The following is a 23,496-nucleotide window of genomic DNA, read 5'->3' on the forward strand; positions in this document are numbered from 1 at the left end:
GCCCGGTGACGGATGTGCCGCTTCGACACGAGATTCCGTCGATTCGGGCGGCCGCGACACTACCCAGACGCCGACCTCGATTATGTTAGCCTCACCTATGCAGGGCACGTTCCCCGTGCTCGGAGCGAGAAAGGCAACTTCCGTGAAAGTTCGCAAGCCACTGGTCGCAGTCTCCGCCGCGCTGCTCGTCGCCCTCGTCGGGTGCAGCAACGACGACTCCACGTCCGACTCGGCCGACACGACGTCGGCGACTGCCGCGTCCGCCACCGAAACCGGTGCGGCCGAGTCCGGCGGCACCGAACACGAGTCGGATCACGCCGAGGCAGCCGACGCCCCCACTGCCGACGACCTGAAGGCCACGCTCGTCCTCCTCGCGGATCCCGCGCAGCCGGTGGACGCGAAGCAGGCCGTCGTCGTCGAGGGTGACCAGCGCCAGCCGAACATCGAGGCGATGACGGCCGCGACGGCGAACTACCAGGTCGGCTTCGACGTCACGAATGTGCAGGTCGACGGCACCACCGCGACTGCAGACGTCGCGATCCAGTCGCCGCACGGCACCGCGGCGCCCACCCCGTGGACGTGGGAGAACGTCGACGGCACCTGGAAGCTGTCCGACGCCAGCACATGCGCACTGCTCGGGATGGCCCGCGCCGCCTGCTGATCCCCGTCGCACTCCGTCGTACGACGCTGCCCGCTCTTCCGAGGAAGAGCGGGCAGCGTCGTCTGTGCCGTCTTTCCCGTCAGCCCTTGCTCGGACGGCGCTGCGGCTTCGGCGTCACGGTGCCCTCGGCGAGCCGTCGCGCACTCACGAGGAAGGCCGTGTGGCCTTGCATGCGGTGTTCGGGGCGCACCGCGAGACCGACTACGTGCCACCCACGGACCATCGACTCCCACGAGCGTGGCTCGGTCCAGCATTCCTGCTCGCGCATCGCTTCCACGACGCGGGAGAGCTGGGTGGTGGTGGCGACGTAGACGACGAGCACACCGCCGGGGACGAGCGCACGCGACACTGCGGGCAGAGCGTCCCACGGGGCGAGCATGTCCAGGACGACGCGATCGACCTGGCCGTGCGCGTCGGCGTCGTACTCGGCGACGTCCCCGATCGTCAACGTCCAATTGGCCGGACGCTCGCGGAAGAACGTCTCGACATTGCGCACCGCGTGCTCGGCGTGGTCTTCGCGGATCTCCCACGACGCGACGGAGCCACCCGGGCCGACCGCGCGCAGGAGGGAACACGTGAGGGCGCCCGATCCGGCGCCTGCCTCGAGTACCCGTGCGCCCGGGAAGATGTCCCCCTCGTGCACGATCTGCGCGGCGTCCTTCGGATAGATGACCTGGGCGCCGCGCGGCATCGACATCACGTAGTCGACGAGCAGCGGCCGCAGGGCGAGATAGGGCGTGCCGTTGGTGGACGTGACGACGCTGCCCTCGGGCGTGCCGATCAGGTCGTCGTGCAGGATGCCGCCGCGGTGCGTGTGGAACTCCTTGCCGGGTTCGAGAACGACCGTGTACTTGCGCCCCTTCGCGTCCGTGAGTTGGACGCGGTCTCCGACACGGAACGGTCCGCTCGGACGCTCTTCACGGGCTTGCATACGTGGGCCTCTCCTCGATCCGGCGGGTGCGTGCCACCTGAGCGGCCCGCACGATTCGGGTGCCACGAAGAATGTCGCACCGCTCGCCTAGCGTGCCAGGCGTGAGTATCGCAGGACCACCTGGCCCCGCCCGGCCGAGTCACGGGTCACGTCCTGATCCGGCACGCTCGCCGGCGGCGGCGCGTCGCACGCCCGCACTGTCGCCGTCGCGGGCCAAAGACTTCACGCAGTGCGCGCTGCTGTACCGCTTCCGTGCCGTCGATCGACTACCCGAGCCGGTCAGCCGCGCGCAGGTGCGGGGCACGCTCGTACACGCCGTGCTGGAGGCGCTGTTCGCATTGCCCGCGCAGGAGCGGGTCCCGGCACGCGCGCATGCGCTCGCCGTGGACGTGTGGCAGCGCATCGTGGCCGAGGACGCCGCGGTGGCGGAGTGCGTGCCGCCCGCCGAGCACGAGGGCATGCTGCGCGACGCGCACACCCTGCTCGACACCTACTTCACGCTCGAAGACCCCACCGCCGTCGACGCGGCCCTGTGCGAGATGCTGGTCGAGACCGAGATCCCGGCACAGTCCCTCCGCGTCGCGGGAATCGAACCCGGCGCGGCATCGGAGGTCACCCGCCACCTGCCTACCGTGCCGTTGCGCGGCATCGTCGACCGGCTCGACGTCTCGCCCACCGGCGAGGTGCGGGTCGTCGACTACAAGACGGGCCGGGCGCCGAGCGAGCGCGCGGAGTCCGCGGCGCTGTTCCAGCTCGAGTTCTACGCCGCGATGCTGGCCCGGACGCGCGGCACCGTGCCGAGCGAACTGCGGCTGATGTACCTGGGCTCCGGCACCGTCCTCACATACCGACCCGACGCGGAACGCCTGGCACGCGTCGAGCGCACGCTTGCGGCGATGTGGTCCGCGATCGTCGACACGGGGGCGACAGGCGCGTACGAGCCGTCGCCGAGCAGAATGTGCCGGTGGTGCAGCCATCGCGCACTGTGCCCGGCGTTCGGCGGCACTCCCCCGCCGTACCCGGGCCGGCCTGCAGGCGGCGAGGCGGCACCGTCCGCGTCCACACCCACGGAGGTTCTTCCTGCATGACGTCGCACGTCGCCTACTACGTCCCACTGCCCGCACCCACCCGGCAGGCACCGCCCGGGGCCCACGGCGACGGCGAACGCTTCGCGTCCACTCCCGCCACGGTCAGCGTGTGGGCGGACACGATGCAGCACGGCGCACCACCGTCCGCACTGCTGGTGCGCGCGCTCGAGCGGCACGACGCCCGTCCCGACACTCGGCTCACGCGCGTCGTGGTCGAGATCCTCGGCGCGGTGCCCGTGGCCGAGCTCGACGTGCATTGCCGGACGGTGCGGCCGGGCAAGCAGATCGAGCTGCTCACCGCCGAGCTCTGGACGGTGGGCGACGACCCACGCCCCGTCGCCCGCGCCCACGGGTGGCGCATGGCGACGCTCGACACGAGTGCGGTGGCACGCACCGTCGACGCGCCGCTCGCGCCGGGCAGCGCGGGTGCACCCACCGACATGTGGCCCAGCTGGGGTTCGGGCTATCTCGACACCCTCGACTGGAGTTGGGTCACCGCGCCCGGAGGCACCGAGCCGGGCCGGGTGTGGGCGCGGCCGACGCCCGCTCTCGTGGAAGGTGAGGAGCCGACGGCGCTCGAGCGGCTCTTCTGCGTCGCCGACGTGTCGAACGGCATCGGCGCGAAGCTCGATCCGGCGCACTGGACGTTCATGAACACCGACCTCACGGTGCACGTGCACCGCATCCCGACCGGCGAGTGGGTCGGTGTCTCGGCCGACACGTCGGTCGGTCCCGACGGGGTCGGCATGTGCGCCGGTGTGCTGTACGACGAGGCGGGTGCGGTCGGCCGCATCACCCAGACGGTGCTCGTGCGGCCTCGCTGACGTCGCACGAACAGAGGAAGAGGAAGTACGCGGAAGGGCCCGCGTGCCGGTTGCGGCGAGCGGGCCCTTTCTGCCCGGCGGGTTACAGCGCGCGCGTCGAGCGGATGTTGGACGCGAGGATCGCCTTCGCGCCCAGGTCGGCGAGGGCGTCCATCACGGCGTTGTGGCCACGCAGCGGCACGAGCGCCCGCACCGCCACCCAGTTCTCGTCGGCCATCGGCGACAGCGTGGGCGACTCGGTGCCGGGCGTCACCTCGAGCGCCGCGTCGAGGATCTCCTTCGGGCAGTCGTAGTCGAGCATGATGTTCTGCTGCGCGAACACGATGCCGCGCAGTCTCTCGGCGAGCTGGTTGCGTGCGGAGTCGTCGGCGCGCGAACCGGCCTGTTCGATGAGCACGCCTTCCGAATCGCACAGCACGTCACCGAAGGCGACCAGGTCGTGCTGACGCAACGTGCGTCCCGATCCCACCACGTCGGCGATCGCGTCGGCTACACCGAGCTGAATGGAGATCTCGACCGCGCCGTCGAGCCGGATGACCTCGGCCTCGAGGCCACGCGCGGAGAGGTCGTCGCGCACGAGATTCGGGTAGGACGTGGCGATCCGCCTGCCCGCGAGATCCTCGACGCGCCACTGCCTGCCTGCCGGGGCCGCGTAGCGGAAGGTCGAACGGCCGAAGCCGAGCGCGAGCCGCTCGGTGACGGGCGCCTTCGAGTCGCGCGCGAGATCGCGCCCGGTGATGCCGAGGTCGAGCTCGCCGGAACCGACGTAGATGGCGATGTCCTTGGGACGGAGGAAGAAGAACTCGACGTCGTTGGCCGAGTCGAGGACGGTCAGATCGCGCGAGTCGGTGCGCCTGCGGTATCCCGCCTCCGACAGGATCTCGGCGGCGGACTCGGACAACGAACCTTTGTTGGGAACTGCGACGCGCAGCACGGCTGCTTCCTTTCGGAGCGTGATGGATCGGAGAGACGAGTGAGTCGGGACGAACCGTGGGCGACGTGCCCGGCCCGGTCGGTACGCGATCTACAGATGTCGGTACACGTCGTCGAGGCTCAGCCCCTTGCCCACCATCAGCACCTGCACCCAGTACAGCAGTTGCGAGATCTCCTCGGCCAGCGCCTCGTCGGTCTCGTGCTCGGCGGCGATCCACACCTCACCGGCTTCTTCGAGTACCTTCTTGCCCTGCGCGTGGACGCCGGCATCCAACGCGGCAACCGTGCCGGAACCCTCGGGACGGGTCTGGGCACGCTCGGTGAGCTCGGCGAACAGCGATTCGAAGGTCTTCACGGGTTGCCATTGTCTCACGCCGACGCGCCCTCGCCGCAGCGCGGTCCCCTGCACGGAGCGGGCGCGAGAGCGCGACGCGACTCGAACACCCGCTCGCGTCCGGTGAGCGGGTCGGTGAAGGCAAGCCGGCGCGCGAGCAACTGCAGCGGGTCGGTGAAGTCGTCCGGTCTGCGGGACCGGAACTCGGGATAGAAGTCGTCGCCGACGATCGGCAGACCCAGCGCGAGCATGTGCAGACGCAACTGGTGAGTACGCCCGGTGACCGGCCGGAGCCGGTACCGGCCACGGTCGCCGAGTTCGTCGACGAGTTCGATGTGGGTTTCGCTGTTCGGCTCGCCCGGCTCGTGGCGGGCCGTCATCACGCCGTGTTCCTTGACGATGCGCGTGCGCACGACGGCAGGCCACGTCAGATCGTTGCGGATCGCCGCGGTCGCCTCGTACTCCTTCTCGACGCGCGCGGCGGCGAAGAGCTCCTGGTACGCCCGGCGGTGCCGGGGTTGCGTCACGCACACGAGCACCCCCGCCGTCATCCGGTCCAGCCGGTGCGCGGGAATCAGGTCGGGCAGATCGAGGTCGCGGCGCAGCCGCACGAGGGCCGTCTCCCGGATGTGCCTGCCACGCGGGATGGTCGCGAGGAAGTGCGGCTTGTCGACCACGACGAGTGTGTCGTCTCGATACAGCACGTCGAGCGCGAACGGCACCGGCACCTCGGGCGGCGGATCCCGGTAGAAGTACACGAAACGCGTCGGCATGCAGTGGGTGTCGAGCGTGACGCGGCGACCGTGCTCGTCGACGACCTCGCCTGCCGCCACCCGCGCCGGCCAGTCCTCGCCCGGGTACGTGACGTCGAGGAAGCGCGCGACGGTGCTCGTGTGTGTGCCCGCGGGCATGCGCACGCGGTCGGGCCCGAGGCCGTCTCGGACCGGCAGCGGTGCACCGCGCATGTCAGCTACACGCCTCGCACACGAGCACGAGCTCACGGTCGTTCGTCTCGTCGTTGACATAGCGCGACGTCCGTGCGCCACATCCGGTGCACTCGCCGAGCGACACCGTGTGCGGGCCGAAGTCGACGCTCATCCGCCCGTCGAAGACGTACAGCGAGCCTTCCCACAGCCCCCGGTCGCCGTACGTCTCGCCGTAGCGCACGATGCCGCCGTCGATCTGGTACACCTCGCCGAACCCGCGGGCCTTCATGAGCGCCGACAGCACCTCGCACCGGACACCGCCCGTGCAGTACGTGACGACGGCTTTGCCCTTGAGGTGGTCGTAGCGGCCGCTGTCGAGTTCGCCGACGAAATCGCGGGTGGTGCGCACGTCGGGCACGACCGCCCCGCGGAAGCGGCCGATCGCGGCTTCGTAGGCATTGCGGCCGTCGAAGAACACCACGTCGTCGCGGGCTTCGACGAGCTCGTGCACCTCGCGCGGTGAGAGGTGCGTGCCGCCGCCGACGACGCCGTGCTCGTCGACCTTCAGTTCGTCGGCCGCACCGAAGGTCACGATCTCGGGTCGCACCTTGACGCTGAGTTTCGGGAACTCGTGCCCGTCACCCTCGGACCACTTGACGTCGGCCCGCGCGAACGGCGCGTACGCGCGAGTGCCTCGCACGTACTTCTTGACGGCCCCGAGGTCGCCACCGACGGTCGCGTTGATGCCGTGCTCGGACACGATGATCCGGCCGGTGAGCCCGTGGGCCTCGGCGAGCGTGAGCTGCCACAGCCGGATCGCCTCGGGATCGGCGAGCGGGGTGAAGACGTAGAACAGCACCACCTTTCGGGTGCTCATCGCGCCGCCTCGGCGGACTCCCACACCCGGGCGAACTCGGCTGTCGTGAGGCCGACCAGCGATGTCCGGAGCACCCGCCGCGGGGCTTCGTCCACGAGCGCAACACCCGGAACGACGAGCACGCGGCACCCGGCCGCGGTGGCCGACGCCGCACCGGTCGGCGAGTCCTCGATCGCGAGGCACTGCTCGGGTCGCAGCCCGAGCAGTGCCGCTCCACGGGCGTACGGCTCGGGCGACGGCTTGCCGTCGGACACTTCGTCGCCGCACACCGTCGCATCGAAGAAGCCGCGACCGAGGACGTCGAGCGCGGGCTCGGTGAGGACGCGCTCGGTGTTGGTGACGAGTGCGGTGCGCGCACCGAGGTCGCGTGCGGCCTGCAGCGCGTCCCGGGCTCCGGGTCGCCACTCGAGTCCGGCGCCGAAGAGCTCACCGACCCGCGCGAACAACCACGCCTTCGCCTCCGCGAGGGCAGCCGGCTTCTTGTCCAGGCCGAGCGAATCGAACACGACGGCAAGGGCGTTCGCACTCGACGCGCCGATCGTGGCCTCGCGCGTCTCGTCCGACATGGGACCACCCAGGTGTTCGGACAGCTCACGTACCGCGACGTCCCACAGCTTCTCGGTGTCGAGCAATGTGCCGTCCATGTCCCACAGGACACCGTCACACATTGAAGTACTTCGCTTCCGGGTGGTGGAGGACGAACGCGTCGGTGGACTGCTCGGGATGCAGCTGAAGCTCTTCCGACAGTTTGACGCCGATGCGTTCGGCGTCGAGCATCGCGACCAGCTTGCCGCGGTCCTCGAGGTCGGGGCACGCGCCGTAGCCGAACGAGTACCGAGCGCCGAGGTAGGCGAGGTCGAAGTACTCGGTGACCTCGTCGGGATCCTCGGCGGCCACGCTGCGGCCGTCGGGGAACACGAGTTCTTCGCGGACGCGCCGGTGCCAGTACTCGGCGAGCGCCTCGGTGAGTTGCACCCCGATCCCGTGGACTTCGAGATAGTCGCGGTAGGCGTTGTCGGCGAACAGCTTGTTCGCGAAGTCTGCGATCGGCTGACCCATCGTGACGAGCTGCATCGGGAGCACGTCGACGCGGCCGGTCTCCCGCGCGCGCTCGCGCGAGGTGACGAAGTCGGCAACGCACAGGAACCGGCCGCGGCTCTGCCGCGGGAACGAGAAGCGGTACCGCTGGGCTGCGTCGGCATTCGGTTCGGCGAGCACGACGACGTCGTCGCCTTCGGACACGACCGGGAAGTAGCCGTACACCACGGCGGCGTGCGCGAGGATGCCTTCCGTGGAGAGCCGGTCGAGCCAGTAGCGCAGGCGCGGACGGCCTTCCGTCTCGACGAGCTCCTCGTACGACGGACCGTCGCCCTTGCGCTGGCCGCGCAGGCCCCACTGCCCGAGGAACAGTGCACGTTCGTCGAGCAGCCCCGCGTAGTCGGCGAGCGCGACGCCCTTGACGATGCGAGTGCCCCAGAACGGCGGTGCGGGCACCGGCACGTCGACCGCGACGTCCGAGCGCTCGGGGATCTCGACGGGCGTCTCCGCGGCCTTGCGCTTTTCCGCGATGCGCTTGCTGCGGTCGTGCCGGGCCTTGCGCTCGGCCTTCTTCTCGCGGGCGGCGATCGCCTCGGGACTGTCCGGGTCGGGGCCCATGCCGCGCTTGGTGGACATGATCTCGTCCATCAACCGCAGGCCTTCGAAGGCGTCGCGCGCATAGCTGACTTCGCCGTCGTAGATGTCGGCGAGGTCGTTCTCGACGTACGAGCGGGTGAGTGCGGCGCCGCCGAGCAGGACCGGGAACTGGTCGGCGACTCCGCGGCCGTTGAGTTCCTCGAGATTGTCCTTCATCACCACGGTGGACTTCACGAGCAGCCCGGACATGCCGATGACGTCGGCCTTCTTGTCCACGGCGGCGTCGAGGATCGTCGAGATCGGTTGCTTGATACCGAGATTGACGACGTCGTACCCGTTGTTGGACAGGATGATGTCGACGAGATTCTTGCCGATGTCGTGCACATCTCCCTTGACGGTGGCGAGCACGATGCGGCCCTTGCCGTCCTCGTCGGTGGCTTCCATGTGCGGCTCGAGATAGGCGACGGCCGCCTTCATCACCTCCGCGGACTGGAGCACGAACGGCAGCTGCATCTGGCCGGAGCCGAACAACTCGCCCACCGTCTTCATGCCCGACAGCAGGGTCTCGTTGATGATCTGCAGCGGCGGCTTCTCGTCCATCGCGGCGGTCAGGTCCTCGTCGAGGCCGTTGCGGTCGCCGTCGACGATGCGCTGTTCGAGGCGTTCGAACAGTGGCAGCGCCGCGAGTTCCTGCGCCTTCGACTCTCGGGCCGACGCCGCCGACACACCCTCGAACAGCTGCATGAGCTTCTGCAGCGGGTCGTAGTCGTCGGTGCGGCGGTCGTACACGAGGTCGAGCGCGGTCTGCCGCTGCTCGTCGGGGATGCGCGCCATCGGCAGGATCTTCGATGCGTGCACGATCGCGGTGTCGAGGCCCGCCTCGGTGCATTCGTGCAGGAACACCGAATTGAGCACCTGTCGCGCAGCGGGATTGAGGCCGAACGAGATGTTGGAGATGCCGAGCGTGAAGTGCACGTCGGGGTGCAGGCGTTTGATCTCGCGGATGGCGTCGATCGTCTCGATACCGTCGCGACGCACCTCCTCCTGACCGGTGGAGATCGGGAAGGTGAGCGCGTCGACGATGATGTCGGACTCCGAGAGCCCCCACGTTCCGGTGATGTCGTCGATGAGCCGCTCCGCAATGCGCACCTTGTGCTCGGCGGTGCGCGCCTGCCCCTCCTCGTCGATCGTGAGCGCGACGACCGCGGCGCCGTGTTCGCGCACGAGCCGCATGATGCGCTGGTACCGCGAGTTCGGGCCGTCGCCGTCCTCGAAGTTGACCGAGTTGACCGCGCACCGGCCGCCGAGATGCTCGAGCCCGGCCTGCAGCACTGCGGGCTCCGTGGAGTCGATCATGATGGGCAGCGTCGACGCGGTCGCGAGGCGGCTCGCGAGCGCGCTCATGTCGGCGGCGCCGTCGCGGCCGACGTAGTCGACGTTCAGGTCGAGCATGTGGGCGCCGTCGCGGGTCTGGTCCTTCGCGATCTCGAGGCACTTCTGGTAGTCCTCGGCGATCATCGCTTCGCGGAAGGCCTTCGACCCGTTCGAGTTGGTGCGCTCGCCGATCATCAGGATGCTCGCGTCCTGCTCGAACGGCACCGCCGTGTACAGCGACGACGTCGCAGGCTCCGGCTGCGGGCGGCGCACGGCACGCTCGGCGTGCGCGACCGCCTCGGCGACCTGACGGATGTGCTCGGGGGTGGTGCCACAGCACCCGCCGACGAGCGAGAGGCCGAACTCGCCGACGAAGCCGCTGAGCGCCTCCGCGAGCTCCTCCGGGGTGAGCGGGTATTCGGCACCGTTGGCGCCGAGCTGCGGCAGACCGGCATTGGGCATGACGGACACCGGGAGCACCGAATGCTTCGACAGATGCCGCAGGTGCTCGCTCATCTCGTCCGGCCCGGTGGCGCAGTTGAGGCCGACGAGGTCGATACCGAGAGGTTCGATCGCGGTGAGTGCCGCACCGATCTCGCTGCCGAGCAGCATCGTGCCGGTGGTCTCGACGGTGACGTGCGTGATGATCGGCAAGCGGACGCCGAGATCCTCCATCGCGCGTCTGCTGCCGAGTACCGCGGCTTTGACCTGGAGCAGGTCCTGGCACGTCTCGACGAGCACGGCGTCGGCACCGCCGTCGATCATGCCTTTCGCGGCCTCGGTGTAGGCGTCGCGCAGCGCGGCGTACGGCGCGTGACCGAGCGTGGGCAACTTGGTACCCGGCCCCATCGACCCGAGCACGAAACGCGGCATGCCGTCGCGGCCCGGCCCCATCTCGTCGGCGACCTCACGCGCGAGGGCGGTGCCCTTCTCGGCGAGCTCGCGGATACGGTCGGCGATGTCGTAGTCGGCGAGGTTGGGCAGATTGCAGCCGAAGGTGTTGGTCTCGACGGCGTCGGCGCCGGCCTCGAAGTACGCGCGATGGATCGTGCGGAGAACGTCGGGACGGGTGTCGTTGAGGATCTCGTTGCAGCCTTCGAGGCCCGCGAAGTCGTCGAGCGTGAGGTCGGCCGCCTGAAGCATCGTGCCCATCGCCCCGTCGCCGATGACAACGCGCTTGTTCAACGCATCGAGCAGGGCCGAATCATATGGGGCAGACATGCCCTCCAGCCTATCGGGCGGCGTGGACGCGCCTGGTCGTAGGCTGGTGTCGTGAGTTCCCCACGTTCCTCGTCGCCCCGGGCCGAAGGTCCCGACGACGACAACAGCCGCGCGACCAGCGACGACGCCGCCGAGTCGACGACCGATCGCGCCTCGACGCCCGGCGAGCGCGCCGAGGACGTGTCGGAGATCACGGCCGCCGCGGAGCTCGCCTCGCCCGGATTGCCGTCTCTGCGCGACCCGATCCTCGTCGCCGCGTTCGAGGGCTGGAACGACGCGGGCGACGCCGCGAGCGATGCGATCGAACACCTCGAGCTCGTGTGGGACGCGCAACCGCTCGCCGAACTCGATTCCGAGGACTACTACGACTACCAGGTCAACCGGCCCACCGTGCGGCAGGTCGAGGGCGTCACGCGCGAGATCGTGTGGCCCGCGACGCGCCTGTCGGTGTGTTCGCCGCCCGGCGCGCCGCGCGACATCGTGCTGCTCCGCGGCATCGAGCCGAACATGCGCTGGCGCAGCTTCTGCGCGACCCTCATCGAGATGATCGACGAACTCGCCGTCGACACGGTCGTGATCCTCGGGGCATTGCTCGCGGACACTCCGCACACCCGGCCGGTCCCGGTCACGGGCTCGGCGTACAGCAGCGACGCCGCGTCACGCTTCCACCTCGAACAGACCCGGTACGAAGGCCCCACCGGCATCACCGGAGTGTTGCAGGACGAGTGCGTCAAGGCGGGCGTTCCCGCCATCTCGTTCTGGGCGGCAGTCCCCCACTACGTGTCGCAACCGCCCAATCCCAAGGCCACGGTGGCACTGCTCCGCCGCGTCGAGGACGTCCTCGACATCGAGGTTCCACTCGGCGAGTTGCCGGCGCAGGCCGAGGACTGGGAGGAGGCGGTCAGCGAGATGACCGCCGAGGACGACGAGGTCGGCGACTACGTGCGCTCGCTCGAGGAGCGCGGCGATGCCGAGACCGACATCTCCGATGTCATCGCGAAGATCGACGGCGACGCGATCGCCGCGGAGTTCGAACGGTACCTGCGCAGGCGCGGTCCCGGCAGCTTCGGTTCGTGACCGAATCCGATCCCGGCTTCCGCTCGAACGGCCACCGCCTCGGTGCACTCACCGGGCGCGACGGGGCGGACCGACGCCGCGGGATGCGTGGCCGGTTGCAGCGTGCAGTTCTCTACGGCGGCGGGTTCCTCGGCCCGTTCGGCGGCAGTGTCGTCGCCTCGGTGCTGCCCGAGATCGGCGACGATCTGGGGGTATCACCGTCGGCCGCCGCGTCGAGCCTCACCGCGTACCTTCTGCCGTTCGCGGCGCTCATGTTGTTTTCCGGCACGCTCGGTGCGCGGTGGGGCCGTGTGCGCACCGTCCGCATCGCGTACGGCGTGTACTTCGCAGCGTCGGCGGCGTGCGTCCTCGCACCGACGTTCGCGGTGTTCATGGTGGCGCGCGTGGTGCAGGGCTCCGCGAATTCGTTCACGACGCCGCTACTGATGGCGTCGCTCGCGGCCGTGACGCCACGCGCGCGGCTCGGCCGCGCATTGGGTGTGTTCGGCGCGTTCCAGGCGGCGGGGCAGGCCTGCGCGCCACTCGTCGGCGGCCTCGCCGCCGAGATCGACTGGCGGCTGGCGTTCGCCGTGATCGCGGTCGTCGCGGCGGTGATGGGCGCGATCGGCCTGCCGACGCCACGCGAGCCGGGCGCGGCGTCCACTCCCCGCCTGCGCGACGCGCTCACCCTGCCGGTCTTGCGCACCGGCGTCGTCGCGTTGCTCGGGTGGGGCGCACTCGGCGGCCTGAACTTCCTCGTCGCATTCCGCGCCGAGGACGTCTTCGGCCTCTCGCCCACGACACGCGGCCTCGTCCTCACCGGGTTCGGCATCGCGGGCATCGTGACGGCCCGCGCGGTGGGCGGCGCGATCGATCGCGTCGGCTCGTATCGCGCGATCGTGATCGGCGCACTGAGCGGCGCGGCTCTCGTGACCGTCGTCGGCACGGTACCGAGTGTCGCGGCACTCGCCGCCGGGTGGTTCCTCGCGGGAATGTCGGCGCAGTTCGTCCTCGTCGCGGTCAACGCTGCGGTGCTCGGCTCGGGGGCGCGCAACAGCAGCGGCGCAGTCTCGGTCGTACAGGCGTTCCGCTTCTCGGGCAACGCTCTCGCCCCACTCGCCCTCACGCCGGTGTACGGGTGGTCGCCCGCGGCGAGTTTCGTACTGCCTGCCGTGCTCCTGGCGGTTGCGGCACCGATGGCGATGCCGAGAACCCGTGGGCGGTCCGGCGGACGGCGCTGAATTCGTGATTTCTCGCTGTTCCGTCTGCTTCGGAGTCGATCTACCGAAACACGCCGAGGATCGGGCAATTCCGGGTTCCGTACTGGACCGACTCGTAACGTCCTGCCCGTGACCGTCGACCAGCCCGCCCGCCTCGCTCCCCAGAACGCCGCGCCGCGCCCCGAACGCGACATCGACCTCTATCGCCGCGCGGTCGGCACACTGCGCGCCGCACTCCCCCCGGGCTGGACGATCGCATCTGCCAAGGCACGCACGCTCGTCGACGCACCCGAGCGGCTCACGGTCACCGCACCGAGCGGCGAGGTCGCGTCGTTCTCGGTCATCACCGCCCGCGGGGTTCTTGCCGGCGACGTCGCACGCTTCGCGGACTCACTGTCCGACTCCGACCTCGCATTCGTGTGCGCCCGCTACCTGTCCGAGCCCGTACGCCGCCAGCTCGACGCGCGCGGCCTGTCGTATGCCGATGCCACCGGCAACGCCGCACTCTCGGCGCCGCGCCCGGCGATCTGGGTACGTGACCGCGGTGCCGACGCCGACCCGTGGCGCGGCCCGGGCCGTCCGCCCGCCCAGCTGACCGGCGACCCCGCGGCCCGCGTCGTGCGCGCGCTCGCCGACTTCTCCGGGCAGCTCACCGTCCCCGAGCTCGTGAAGCTGTCCGGCGCGTCCACCGGCGCGACCTACCGCGTGGTCGAGACTCTCGCCGAACGCGAACTGCTCGAACGGATCCCGCGCGGCCCGATCACCCGCGTGCGCTGGCAGGCGATGCTCCGCGCCTGGAGCAGCGACTCGTCCTTCCGCGACTGCCAGGCCCTGTCGTTCCACTCCCCCGGGGGCATCGACGCCGTGCTCGACGCACTCGCGCGCCAGCAGGATCTCGTGTACGCGGTCACCGGCTCGGCCGCGGCCGCAGCCTTCACCGAGTACGCACCGTTGCAGTCCCTCCAGATCTACGCCGACGATGCGGAAGCGCTCGGCGACGCGCTCGGCCTGCGCCCCGTCGAGGACGGCGCGAACGTCGTGATCGCCACTCCCCGCTCCCCCGTCGTGTTCGAGCGCACCGGCACACACTCGGGTGCGCGCGCCGTCGCGCCCGCGCAGGCGTGCGCGGATCTTCTGAGCGGCGGCGGACGACAGCCCGACGAAGCAGCCCACCTGCTCGCGTGGCTTGCCGAGCACGAACAGCAGTGGCGAATCCCCGTCGCGTGACCGCTTTTTCGCTCTCGGCCGCCGCCATCGAGGCGGGTCGACCTTCCACCGGGCGGACCCTCTCCCCGGCACCGACTAGGGTTGTCCGCGCCCGGGATTCGACCGGTCCCGGCACACGACAGTCGGAGGAAGACGGGGTGCGCTCATGACCATCGGAGTCGGACTGAGAATCGGCGGAATCGTGTCGACGGCCGTCGTGGCGTCCAACGATCCAGGCTCACCCGACCCCGTCGTGATCGTGCGCGACACCGTCCTGCACATGTCGCCCGACGGCACCGCACTCTTCGGCGGCGCCGCGCCGACGGGCAATCCCGACGTCGCATCCGTGTCCGGCTATCTCGCGCGCGTGGGCGAACCCGAAGGCGTGCCCGTCGGCGACACGATGTACCGGGCGGAAGACCTTGTCGCAGGATCGATCCGATGCCTTCTCCGCGACTGCGAGCCGCTGCCCGACCGCGGCGGAGCCGGTGGCGGCAGGCCCGACGTCATGGTCGCCTATCCCACGAAATGGGACACCCATTCCGTCGCTGCTCTGCGCGACGCACTCGACTACTCCGGGATGTCGTCGGTGTCGCTGGTGTCCGACGCGGAGGCGACGTCCGCGTGGTTCGAGTCGGAGATCGCGGAGAAGCCGGGGCAGCTGGTCGGCATCTACCACATCGACGACACGGTCTCGACGGTCGCGCTGATCCGCTCGGGTGTCGCGGCGGGCAAGGCATTCCGCTTCCCCGGTTCGGGTGGGTCTCCCGCATCGCAACTCGCGACCGCGCTCGGCGCATTCGGCTGGCTGCCCGAGAATCTCGACGCCGTCGTCGTCACGGCCGACGGCCTCATCGCGCGTGACGCACCCGCGATCCGTGCCGTTGCGGAGGCGGTGAGCACTCGGCTCGCGGTGCACTGCGTCATCGGCCCCGGCCCGGAACAGACCGCGGCCCTCGGCGCCGCGATCCGTGCGACCGGCTTCAATCCGACGACCCATCGGCAGACCCCGATCGGTCTGCCGCCTTCGTACGACATCACGGAGATCATCGACGCCGTCGTCGATGTCGAACCAGGCTCGGCGCAGGCGGCACCGTCGGTGCAGACGGCACGTGCGGCCGAGGCGAGCGCGGTTGCCGCCGATCGCACGGGCTCGGCGGTGCTCACGCGCGAGTCCGCCCCCGCCGCCGCGGACCCCACCGGCGCGAACGCCGACGGCGGCACGGCGGCGCCCCGCACGGCGCTGGTCGCCGCGGCGAGCGTCGTGGCGGTGATCGTCGTGATCGTCCTGGCCGTGGCCCTGCTGTAACGCGGCACCGCCTACCCTGTCACGGTGAACGATTCCGCACCCGCACCGCCGCGGTCCCCGGCCGAGCCCGCACCCGATCGGCTGCGGGCGTTCGCGTTCACCACCGCCGACAAGCGGCTCGAATACCTGTGGGTGCTGCGTGCCTTCGACCACGCACGGTCCAACTACACGGTTCTCCTGCATGCGGGCGAGCTCACCCGCATTCTCGCCGAGATCGGCGACGGCGACCCGGACGCGACGCTCTCACCCACCGAACTCGCACCCCTCCTCGAACAGTTGCACGCGTGGGGCGTCCTCGAACGCAGTTACGACGGCACACGGGCGCTCACGCTCGCCGAGTACCGCAACCGGCACTTCGTGTACCAGTTCAGCCAGATCGGCTACCACGCGTACCGCGCGGTCGACGACGTGCTGCACGTGCGCACCGACGACGTGTCCCTCGCGCGCCTCGCGCTGCCGGACCTGCTCACCGATCTCACCGAGCTCGCCGAGGCCGTCCGCACCGGCGACGGCGAACTCGTGTACCGCAAACTGACACGGCTCGACGCGACGCTCGAGGAACTCGCCGAGCGCGCAGCGCGCTTCTATCTGTCGATCGGCAACACGATGCGCACCACGGAGGCGACGCCCGAGTCGTTTCTCGCACACAAAGACGCGCTGCTCACACACATGCGCGAGTTCACCTTCGATCTCACCCGCTACGCGCCCAAGCTCGCGTCCGCGATCGAGGAGGTCGAGCGGCACGGCCTCGACCGCATGGTCGCACTCGCGGCGGCGAGTGACGAACGCGTCCTGCTGGCGGCCGACGAGCGTGCGGCGTCGTGGCGCGCGCGATGGCATGCGGTGACGCACTGGTTCGCGGGGTCCGCGGACGCACCGGGCGAGGCGGAGCGTCTGCGCGAGGCCACGATGAGCGCGATCACCGCGGTGCTCGGGTTGTTGCGCCGCGTCACCGAGGCGCGTCGCGGTGGGGTGAGTCGCGAGACCCAGTTGCGCAGCCTCGCCGCGTGGTTCGCGGCCGCCCCGTCCGACGACGCCGCGCACGCGCTGTTCGACGCGGCCTTCGACCTCGGCAGGCCCCGCCATCTCGGCGCGGTGCACCCGCAGGCCGATCTGGTGTCGGACACCGAATCATGGTGGAGCGCACCGCCAGTGGCGCTGTCACGCACGCTGGCCGAGTCCGGGAAGCCGCCGTCGCCCGGCGCGCCCGCGAAGCTCGGCCGCGACGACGCCGGAATCCGGCGACTGCGCGAGCGGCAGCTCGCGGAACAGAAGGTGCGCGCCGACGCGGCCGCGTCGCTCGCGGGCGACGGCGTGTACAACCGCACGCTCGACGACGCCGAGACGGGCGTCCTGTTGCGCCTGCTGGACACCGCGATGTCGGTGCGTACGGGGCCCGGTACACCGTCGATCTCGGGTACCGCGGACGGCATTCGGGTGACGGTGCAACTGGGCGGGTCGTCGACGGTGGTCGACACGGCGCGGGGGCGCATGCACCTCGACGGCATGGAGCTCGCGGTCACGCGCGAGCGACCGACTCGGGCGGTGGCGCGATGAACCGCGGCTCCTCGCTCGATCTCGACTCCTACCAGCGTGCCGCGCGCACGATCCTCACGCACCATCTCGTGACGGCCGGCCATCCGGATCGTGTCGCGTTCCCCCTCGTCCGCCGCTGGGCGACCGAGTTGCGCGACGACCTCGCCGAACTGTTCGGCTACCGCCTCGAGATCACCGAGACCACGGCGCGACTGTTCACGGTGCGCGACGAGGTCGGCGCAGGCGTGCCCGCGCGCACCGCCACCGACCGCGTGTTCGACCGGCGGCGGTATGCCTACCTCGCATTGTGTCTCGCGGTACTCGGCCGCGCCGGTGGTCAGATCGTGCTCGGTGAACTCGCTCGTCGGGTGTCGTCCGAGGCGGGGCGCGTGCAAGGCCTCGAGCTCGACACCGCACGCGCCGCCCACCGCGACGCCTTCGTCGACGCGGTGGGCTGGCTCACCGACCGGGGCGCGCTCACTCTCGCCGACGGCGACGCCGCCGGGTGGGCTGCCGACCCGGACACCGGCGAGGCCCTGTACGACGTCGACCGGTCGGTCGTGGTCGCCGTGTTCCGGCCACCTCGCCTGCTCGACCGGTTCGACGGCGTGCACACCTTCCTCGCGAGGGGTGACGTCCGTACCGCCCGCGACGACTCCACGGCGCGGACCCGGCGGGTGCGGCGGGCGCTCGTCGAGCGCCCTGTCGTCCATGCGGACGAGCTCGACGACGCCGATCGCCTGGTGCTCGCGAAGCCGGCCACGGCCGATGCGGTGCGCGCGCTCACCGGCCTCGTGCCCGAACGGCGCCGCGAGGGCGTCGCGATGATCGATCCCACCGCACGTTTCACCGACGTCCGGTTCCCCGCGACCGGCACCGTCGCGCAGGTCGCTCTGCTGCTCGCAGGCGAAATCGCCGAGCGCGTCCTCGGCGCCGACGACATGCCTCGGCGCCCGATGCCCACGGCATCGGGCCCAGCGCTCGCCTGTGCGCTCGACGCGGCATTGCCGGGCGGTGCGCATCCCGCACCGACGGAACCGGTCGCCGGTGTGGAGACCCACGACGATCCTGGTCATCCGTTCGTCGACGACGCGTGGCTGGCCGAGACTGTCGAGCGCATCGCGGACCGCTACGGCACCACTTTCGCGTCCCGTTGGCAGGCCGACGGGCCGGGCCTGCGACGCGAGGCACTCGCGCTGCTCGATCGGCTCTCGCTCGTACGGTTCACCCACGACGGTGTGGTGGCACTGCCCGCACTCGCGCGTTACCGCGGGGTCGTCGTCGACGTCCGCACCCTCGCGGATGCCGAACTGCCACTGGAAGATCCGCCTCCAGGCAACGAGGAGGCGACCAGTGAGACACCCGCTGCCCACGCTCCCGACACGCAACAGGTAGGAACCGCATGACCAACGCCCGCTTCCGGCCCACCCGAGCCGGGATCGTGAACCTGTGGGACTACCGCGATCAGGAATTCTCGTTCGCCGACGGCCGGCTCGTGCTGCGCGGGCCCAACGGCTCCGGTAAGACGAAGGCACTCGAGGTGCTGTTCCCCTTCGTCTTCGACGGGCGCATCGAACCGCGGCGGCTCAATCCGTTCGCCGGCGAGGAGCGGACGATGAAGTCGAACCTGCTCTACCGCGGACAGGAGACGGCGTACTCGTACGTGTGGATGGAGTTCTGCCGTGGCGACAACGACGATCCCGAGGCCGTCACCGTCGGAATCGGGATGCGGGCGAGCCGCGGCACCGACAAGGTGAGCCGCTGGTATTTCGTCGTCGACGGCCGGGTCGGCATCGACTTCTCGCTGCTCGGCGACGACGACCGGCCGTTCACACGTAAGCAACTCGTCGACGAGGTCGGCACGGACAGCGTGGTCGACCGGCCGATCGACTACCGGGCCGCGGTCGACGCCCGGCTGTTCGGGCTCGGCCTGCAGCGCTACGACCAGCTGATCAACCTCGTGCTGACGTTGCGCCGACCACAGCTCGCGAAGAATCTCGACCCCAAAGGACTGTCCCGGGCGCTCACCGACGGCCTGCGTCCCCTCGACGATGCACTCGTACTCGAGGCCGCGCGCTCGTTCAGCGACATGGAGGAGGTAGGGCGCGCACTCGACGCGCTCACGGCCGCCGACACCGCCGCGGCCTCCTTCGTCGACGTCTACCGCAAGTACCTACGCCAGCACGCCCGTGGCGCCGTCGACCAGGTCGCCGAACGCCTCACGGCCGTCGAGTCGGCCGTCGCCGCGGTCCGGGCGGCGGCAGCCGAGACCGCAGCGGCGACCGCTGCGCACGACAGCGCGCGAGCGCAGGCCGAGGCGGCCGACGCGGCGCTGGACGCGGCACGCGCGAACCACGAGGCGCTCGCCCAGTCCGGCGCGTACGAGGACAAACAGCAGATCGACGCTCTCGCACGAGTTGTCGACGACCTCCGTCGAGGTGCCGAAGGTCTCGCGCGACGCGAGGACGACGCCCGCGCCGCGGCCGAGCGCCGCGGCAGCGAGCTCGACGAGGCCACCGCGGCCGCCGAATCGGCCACCGCGGCAGCCGAGCGCGCGCACGCCGCATTGCGCGACAGCGCGCGGGACGCCGGTCTCGAGTGGGAATCAGCAGGAGACGACCGGCACCCGGCGCGCGGGAGCGGCGCCGAGGCCGTCGCCACCCGCGCCCGTGCCCTGGCCGAGCAGCGGTCCGAGGATGTGCGGGTCGTCGCCGCAGCGCTCGACGCGCAAGCGAAAGCACACGCCGAACGTGTCCGCGCAGGCGAGTTCGCCGAACGTGCCGTCGCCGCACGCACGGACGCGGAAGCCGCGCTCGCGGCGGCCGAGGCGGACGTCGAGGCCGCGCGTTCACGCGTCCTGCGGGCGTTGCGCGACTGGTGGAGCGGCCGAGTCGGCCTGTACGCCTCGGTCGACGTCGGGGTGGAGATGTTCGATGTGCTGTGCGAGGGCGCCCGGCGCCTCGGCCAGTCGGAGGCACCGACGCTCACCTCGATCGTGCACGAACACACCGCGTCGACAGCCGATGCGATCCGTCGCCGCGAGCACGACGCCCGTGCCGACAGCCGTCTCGCGCAGGAACGGCTCGACACGCTCACGGCCGAACGCGCACGCGTCGCAGGCGAACACGACGATGCACCGCCCACCACGGTGCCGCACTCCCCGGAGCGTGACGTACTCCCCGGGGCGCCGCTGTGGCGGCTCGTGCGGTTCCGCGACGACATCGATCCCACGGACGCGGGCGGCGTCGAGGCCGCCCTCGAGTCGGCCGGTCTGCTCGACGCATGGGTGCTTCCCGAGGGACACGACATACCGTCCGAGGTTGCGGACCGCTTCCTCGCTCCGGGCCGGCGCGCCGAGGGACCGTCGCTCGCCGACGTGCTCGAGCCCGAGGGCACAGCGAACCGCGACGACACAGCGGGCGTGGACGTTCCACGGGTACAGGCGGTGCTCGAGTCGGTGGCCCTGTCGCTCGAGGCCGACGGCGTCGCGACCGCGGTGGACGGGCGCTTCCGGCACGGGTTGCTGTCGGGACGCCACGACAAGACCGACGCCGAGTACATCGGGGCCACCGCACGCGAACGGCGGCGGCGCGCGCGGCTCGCGCAACTCGACGCGGACATCGACGACGCGAGCGCGGTACGCGACCGCGCGGACCACACCGCCGCCGAAGCCGCCGAACTGCTGTCCGCTCTGGCGAGTGCCGCGAAGGAGCTCCCACGGGCAGCGCCGGTGTCCACCGCGCTCGCGAGCGTCGCGGAAGCCGCGGGCGCGCTGCGTTCACGCACGGAGAGCGCCGACGCCGCGGCCCAGGACCACGACCGGTCGGTTGTCGACGCGAACGCACAGGACGAGCACGTGCGCCGCGTCGCGAGCGGCCGCGGCATCGCACCCGATCCGACAGCCCTCGACGCCGTACGGGCCGCACTCACCCATTTCACGCACAGTGCCGACACCTGGGTCACCGCCCGCAGGGAGACCGCCAATGCCGTCGAACGCGCCGAGCGCGCGGGCATGTTGGCCGCCGAGGCCGAGCGGGATGCCGAGGCAGCGGCGTCCGACACCGCTGACGCGGAACGCAATCACGCGACCCGCGCCGCCCACCTGGACACGCTGCGCGAGAACCTCGGCGCCGATGCCGAACAGATCGAGGCCGACCTCGCGCGGGCACGGCAGCGGATCGACGAATGCCAGGCGGTCGAGCGTGCCGCGCGCGACGCGACCGGGAGCGCAGCGAAACGCGTCGGCAGCGCCGAGCAGGCACGCGATTCGGCCGCGACAACGCTGCTCACCGCGTTCGTCGAGGCGCACAAGGCTGCACAACTGCTGCGCCCCTACGCGCGTCGCGACGTGCTCGCGCTGCTCGACGCGACGCCGGTCGCCGACTGGCCCGAACGCGAGGAGGCGTGGCTGACGCCCGAACAACTCGCGTACCGCGTCGAGACCGACCTTTCCGACGAGAATTCGCGGGCCACCGACAGCCCCGTGGACACCCACCCGGTCCTGCCGGATGTCGTCGCCGCGCTGTACGCCTCGCTGACCGCGGCGACCGACGGCGTCCGGCACAGCGAGTCCGCGGCGAAGTCGACCCGCACCAATGTCGTCACGGCACTGCAGGAGTTCGAGTCGGACCTGTCGTCGACAGGCCAGGGCTACCAGCTGTCGTGGGACACCCCCGACGGGGTGATCGTCGCGGAAGTCCGTGACGAACAAGGGGTGTCGTCGGTCGCGGACTTCGCAGCACGCATCGCCCGTGCCCGGGCCGATCAGGAACTGCTGCTCACCGACTCCGAGCGGCGCATTCTCGAGGACGCTCTGCTCACCGGCCTCGCGCAGCAGATCCACGAACGGACCGTCGACGCCCGGTCGCTCATCGCCCAGATGGCATCGGAGATGCGTGAGCGCCGCATGTCCTCGGGCGCCACGATCGGGTTGCGATGGACGCTCGCCGACGGACTCGACGACGGTGGCCGCGCTGTCGCGAAGCTGCTCGACAGGGACGCGTCGTCGCTCGGCGGGGACGACCTCGCGGCGATGCGCGCGTACTTCGCGTCGCGGATCCGCACCGAGCGCGCCGCACACCCGGAACGGTCGTATCCCGAAATCCTGTCGAGTGCTCTCGACTACCGCACGTGGCGCACGTTCACGTTCGCGATCGTCGACTCGAACGGCGAAGAGGAGCGGCTCACCGTCGCACGACACAGCGCGTTGTCGGGCGGCGAGCAGTCCGTGTCCCTGCATCTTCCGCTGTTCGCGGCGGCACACGTCATGCTCGACTCCGCCGACCCGCACGCGCCGCGACTACTCGCGCTCGACGAGGCCTTCGCAGGCGTCGACGAGAACGGCCGCACCGAACTGCTCGGTCTGAGCGTGCAATTCGACCTCGACCTGTTCATGACGGGCTACGACCTGTGGGTCACGAGCCCCGAAGTGCCTGCGTGCGCGCACTACTCGCTGTCGCATTCCGCCGCCGAGCATGCCGTGAGCGCACTGCTCGTCGTCTGGACCGGTGAAGGACTCGACACCGAGTACGGCACCGGTTCGCTCAGTGAGGCACTCGGCTCGCCGGGCACGCGGCGGATCCGTCCCGAAGCACGTGACGTCCTCGAGTTCGACGCAGAGGTCGACGTCGTCTGACGTCGACGGTGAGTGGGCGCTCGATCATGAGACCGACGGTCCGGCAAGGTGACTCGGGCAGATTCCAGACGAGATATTCATTGACTTCGAACATTCATTCGAACTAGACTCTGTTCATGGGGCCGGGGGAATCAGTAGTAGACACATCTGGCGGTGAGCCGTGGCAGTTGAGCGACGGTGACTTGCTCGCGGAGGCGGTCGAGTTGTCGCGGGTGATTGCGGGGTTGCAGGCGCGGCGTGTTGCGGTGATGGGGGAGGTCGAGGTCCGCCGCGCGGCGGTCGAGGCCGGGTATCGCGACGGTGCGGCGTGGTTGGCAGCGCACACCCTGTTGGAGATCGGGGAAGCACGCGCAATCGTGAGTCTTGCAGCGAGCCTGTTGCGGGAGCCGGAGATCGCGGACGCGGTCGCCACCGGCTCGGTGTCGACGCGGCACGCACAGATCATGTGTTCGTTCTTCGAACACCTACCCGATGGGTTCCCCAATGCGGTGGACGAGCCAGAGGCATTCGCGCAGGCGCGGCGGGAATGCCGCGAGGCGTTTTTCCTCGCCTCCGGGGTACGCGGCACCGTGGGTGGGATGCGGCGGGTGAAGGACACCCTGGACGCGACGTTCGACACCGGCGAAGTCCGGCACAGTGAACGCACCGACCTCAACCGGTTCGACCTCTCACGCACGCTCACCGGCCGATACGCGCTGCGCGGTGACCTGGACGCCGAATCCGGCGAGAT

Annotated in this window: 18 protein-coding genes; 11 read left to right on the forward strand and 7 right to left on the reverse strand. The window is 70.5% G+C overall.

Features of this window, described 5'->3' with window-relative positions; genetic code table 11:
• Nucleotides 1-142 precede the first annotated feature (142 nt).
• The gene (locus tag HCA44_RS19240; protein ID WP_169650936.1) at nt 143-661 is read left to right on the forward strand and encodes a hypothetical protein; all 519 of its coding nucleotides are present in this window, start codon (nt 143-145) and stop codon (nt 659-661) included.
• A gap of 79 nt (nt 662-740) precedes the next feature.
• On the opposite strand, the gene HCA44_RS19245 is transcribed toward HCA44_RS19240, so the two are convergent.
• Nucleotides 741-1,592, reverse strand: coding sequence for a tRNA (adenine-N1)-methyltransferase (locus HCA44_RS19245; RefSeq protein ID WP_169650937.1), 852 nt, complete (start codon nt 1,590-1,592; stop codon nt 741-743).
• Between the two features lie 197 nt (nt 1,593-1,789).
• Between HCA44_RS19245 and HCA44_RS19250 the strand changes: the two genes are divergently transcribed.
• Nucleotides 1,790-2,680, forward strand: coding sequence for a PD-(D/E)XK nuclease family protein (locus HCA44_RS19250; RefSeq protein WP_240945664.1), 891 nt, complete (start codon nt 1,790-1,792; stop codon nt 2,678-2,680).
• A complete protein-coding gene (locus HCA44_RS19255) occupies nt 2,677-3,504 on the forward strand; it encodes a thioesterase family protein (protein ID WP_169650939.1) in 828 nt (275 codons plus the stop codon). Before HCA44_RS19250 ends, HCA44_RS19255 begins: the two co-directional genes overlap by 4 nt.
• 82 nt (nt 3,505-3,586) lie before the next feature.
• Here the strand turns inward: HCA44_RS19255 and hisG are convergent, their stop codons facing one another.
• The 6 genes from hisG to metH all read right to left on the reverse strand — a co-directional run bounded on the left by hisG (nt 3,587) and on the right by metH (nt 10,804).
• Nucleotides 3,587-4,438, reverse strand: coding sequence for an ATP phosphoribosyltransferase (gene hisG, locus HCA44_RS19260; RefSeq protein ID WP_169650940.1), 852 nt, complete (start codon nt 4,436-4,438; stop codon nt 3,587-3,589).
• A gap of 90 nt (nt 4,439-4,528) precedes the next feature.
• Complete coding sequence (locus tag HCA44_RS19265; RefSeq protein WP_346764803.1) at nt 4,529-4,810, reverse strand: phosphoribosyl-ATP diphosphatase; 282 nt, start codon at nt 4,808-4,810, stop codon at nt 4,529-4,531.
• Nucleotides 4,807-5,736: a pseudouridine synthase gene (locus HCA44_RS19270; protein WP_169650942.1), complete on the reverse strand. Its 930-nt coding sequence runs from the start codon at nt 5,734-5,736 to the stop codon at nt 4,807-4,809. The genes HCA44_RS19265 and HCA44_RS19270 overlap by 4 nt, the downstream gene beginning before the upstream one ends.
• A gap of 1 nt (nt 5,737) precedes the next feature.
• Nucleotides 5,738-6,574 (reverse strand): rhodanese-related sulfurtransferase, encoded by an 837-nt coding sequence (locus HCA44_RS19275; protein WP_169650943.1) that lies wholly within the window; start codon nt 6,572-6,574, stop codon nt 5,738-5,740.
• Nucleotides 6,571-7,242, reverse strand: coding sequence for an HAD family phosphatase (locus tag HCA44_RS19280; protein ID WP_277350850.1), 672 nt, complete (start codon nt 7,240-7,242; stop codon nt 6,571-6,573). The genes HCA44_RS19275 and HCA44_RS19280 overlap by 4 nt, the downstream gene beginning before the upstream one ends.
• Nucleotides 7,235-10,804, reverse strand: a complete 3,570-nt coding sequence (gene metH, locus HCA44_RS19285) for a methionine synthase (protein WP_169650945.1) — start codon at nt 10,802-10,804, stop codon at nt 7,235-7,237. The genes HCA44_RS19280 and metH overlap by 8 nt, the downstream gene beginning before the upstream one ends.
• 180 nt (nt 10,805-10,984) lie before the next feature.
• On the opposite strand from metH, the gene HCA44_RS19290 reads away from it, so the two are divergent.
• The 8 genes from HCA44_RS19290 to HCA44_RS19325 all read left to right on the forward strand — a co-directional run.
• Nucleotides 10,985-11,881 (forward strand): PAC2 family protein, encoded by an 897-nt coding sequence (locus tag HCA44_RS19290; protein ID WP_346764804.1) that lies wholly within the window; start codon nt 10,985-10,987, stop codon nt 11,879-11,881.
• An 83-nt stretch (nt 11,882-11,964) separates the two neighbouring features.
• On the forward strand, nt 11,965-13,101 hold the full coding sequence (locus tag HCA44_RS19295) for an MFS transporter (protein WP_169650958.1): 1,137 nt from the start codon (nt 11,965-11,967) through the stop codon (nt 13,099-13,101).
• A gap of 108 nt (nt 13,102-13,209) precedes the next feature.
• Nucleotides 13,210-14,307 (forward strand): helix-turn-helix domain-containing protein, encoded by a 1,098-nt coding sequence (locus tag HCA44_RS19300; RefSeq protein WP_169650946.1) that lies wholly within the window; start codon nt 13,210-13,212, stop codon nt 14,305-14,307.
• Nucleotides 14,308-14,452: 145 nt separating this feature from the next.
• Nucleotides 14,453-15,595 carry a hypothetical protein gene (locus tag HCA44_RS19305; protein ID WP_169650947.1) on the forward strand — a complete coding sequence of 381 codons (1,143 nt, stop codon included), beginning with the start codon at nt 14,453-14,455 and terminating at the stop codon, nt 15,593-15,595.
• Between the two features lie 81 nt (nt 15,596-15,676).
• The gene (locus tag HCA44_RS19310) at nt 15,677-17,152 is read left to right on the forward strand and encodes a TIGR02677 family protein (RefSeq protein WP_169650959.1); all 1,476 of its coding nucleotides are present in this window, start codon (nt 15,677-15,679) and stop codon (nt 17,150-17,152) included.
• Complete coding sequence (locus HCA44_RS19315) at nt 17,149-18,537, forward strand: TIGR02678 family protein (protein ID WP_169650948.1); 1,389 nt, start codon at nt 17,149-17,151, stop codon at nt 18,535-18,537. The genes HCA44_RS19310 and HCA44_RS19315 overlap by 4 nt, the downstream gene beginning before the upstream one ends.
• Nucleotides 18,534-22,766: a TIGR02680 family protein gene (locus tag HCA44_RS19320; protein WP_169650949.1), complete on the forward strand. Its 4,233-nt coding sequence runs from the start codon at nt 18,534-18,536 to the stop codon at nt 22,764-22,766. The genes HCA44_RS19315 and HCA44_RS19320 overlap by 4 nt, the downstream gene beginning before the upstream one ends.
• A 167-nt stretch (nt 22,767-22,933) precedes the next feature.
• Nucleotides 22,934-23,496 (forward strand): DUF222 domain-containing protein (locus tag HCA44_RS19325; protein ID WP_169650950.1); only part of this gene is annotated, 563 nt, incomplete at its 3' end.

The sequence above is a fragment of the Rhodococcus sp. HNM0569 genome (assembly GCF_012726205.1).
GTDB lineage: Bacteria > Actinomycetota > Actinomycetes > Mycobacteriales > Mycobacteriaceae > Rhodococcus_F.

What these genes read in the sequence shown, in the direction of transcription:
- HCA44_RS19320 (WP_169650949.1), top strand. Translation starts at nt 18,534, where the DNA reads ATGACCAACGCCCGCTTCCGGCCCACCCGAGCCGGGATCGTGAACCTG.
- HCA44_RS19315 (WP_169650948.1), top strand. Translation starts at nt 17,149, where the DNA reads ATGAACCGCGGCTCCTCGCTCGATCTCGACTCCTACCAGCGTGCCGCG.
- HCA44_RS19295 (WP_169650958.1), top strand. Translation starts at nt 11,965, where the DNA reads ATGCGTGGCCGGTTGCAGCGTGCAGTTCTCTACGGCGGCGGGTTCCTC.
- metH (WP_169650945.1), bottom strand. Translation starts at nt 10,804, where the DNA reads ATGTCTGCCCCATATGATTCGGCCCTGCTCGATGCGTTGAACAAGCGC.
- HCA44_RS19280 (WP_277350850.1), bottom strand. Translation starts at nt 7,242, where the DNA reads ATGTGTGACGGTGTCCTGTGGGACATGGACGGCACATTGCTCGACACC.
- HCA44_RS19305 (WP_169650947.1), top strand. Translation starts at nt 14,453, where the DNA reads ATGACCATCGGAGTCGGACTGAGAATCGGCGGAATCGTGTCGACGGCC.
- HCA44_RS19270 (WP_169650942.1), bottom strand. Translation starts at nt 5,736, where the DNA reads ATGCGCGGTGCACCGCTGCCGGTCCGAGACGGCCTCGGGCCCGACCGC.
- HCA44_RS19255 (WP_169650939.1), top strand. Translation starts at nt 2,677, where the DNA reads ATGACGTCGCACGTCGCCTACTACGTCCCACTGCCCGCACCCACCCGG.
- HCA44_RS19245 (WP_169650937.1), bottom strand. Translation starts at nt 1,592, where the DNA reads ATGCAAGCCCGTGAAGAGCGTCCGAGCGGACCGTTCCGTGTCGGAGAC.
- HCA44_RS19275 (WP_169650943.1), bottom strand. Translation starts at nt 6,574, where the DNA reads ATGAGCACCCGAAAGGTGGTGCTGTTCTACGTCTTCACCCCGCTCGCC.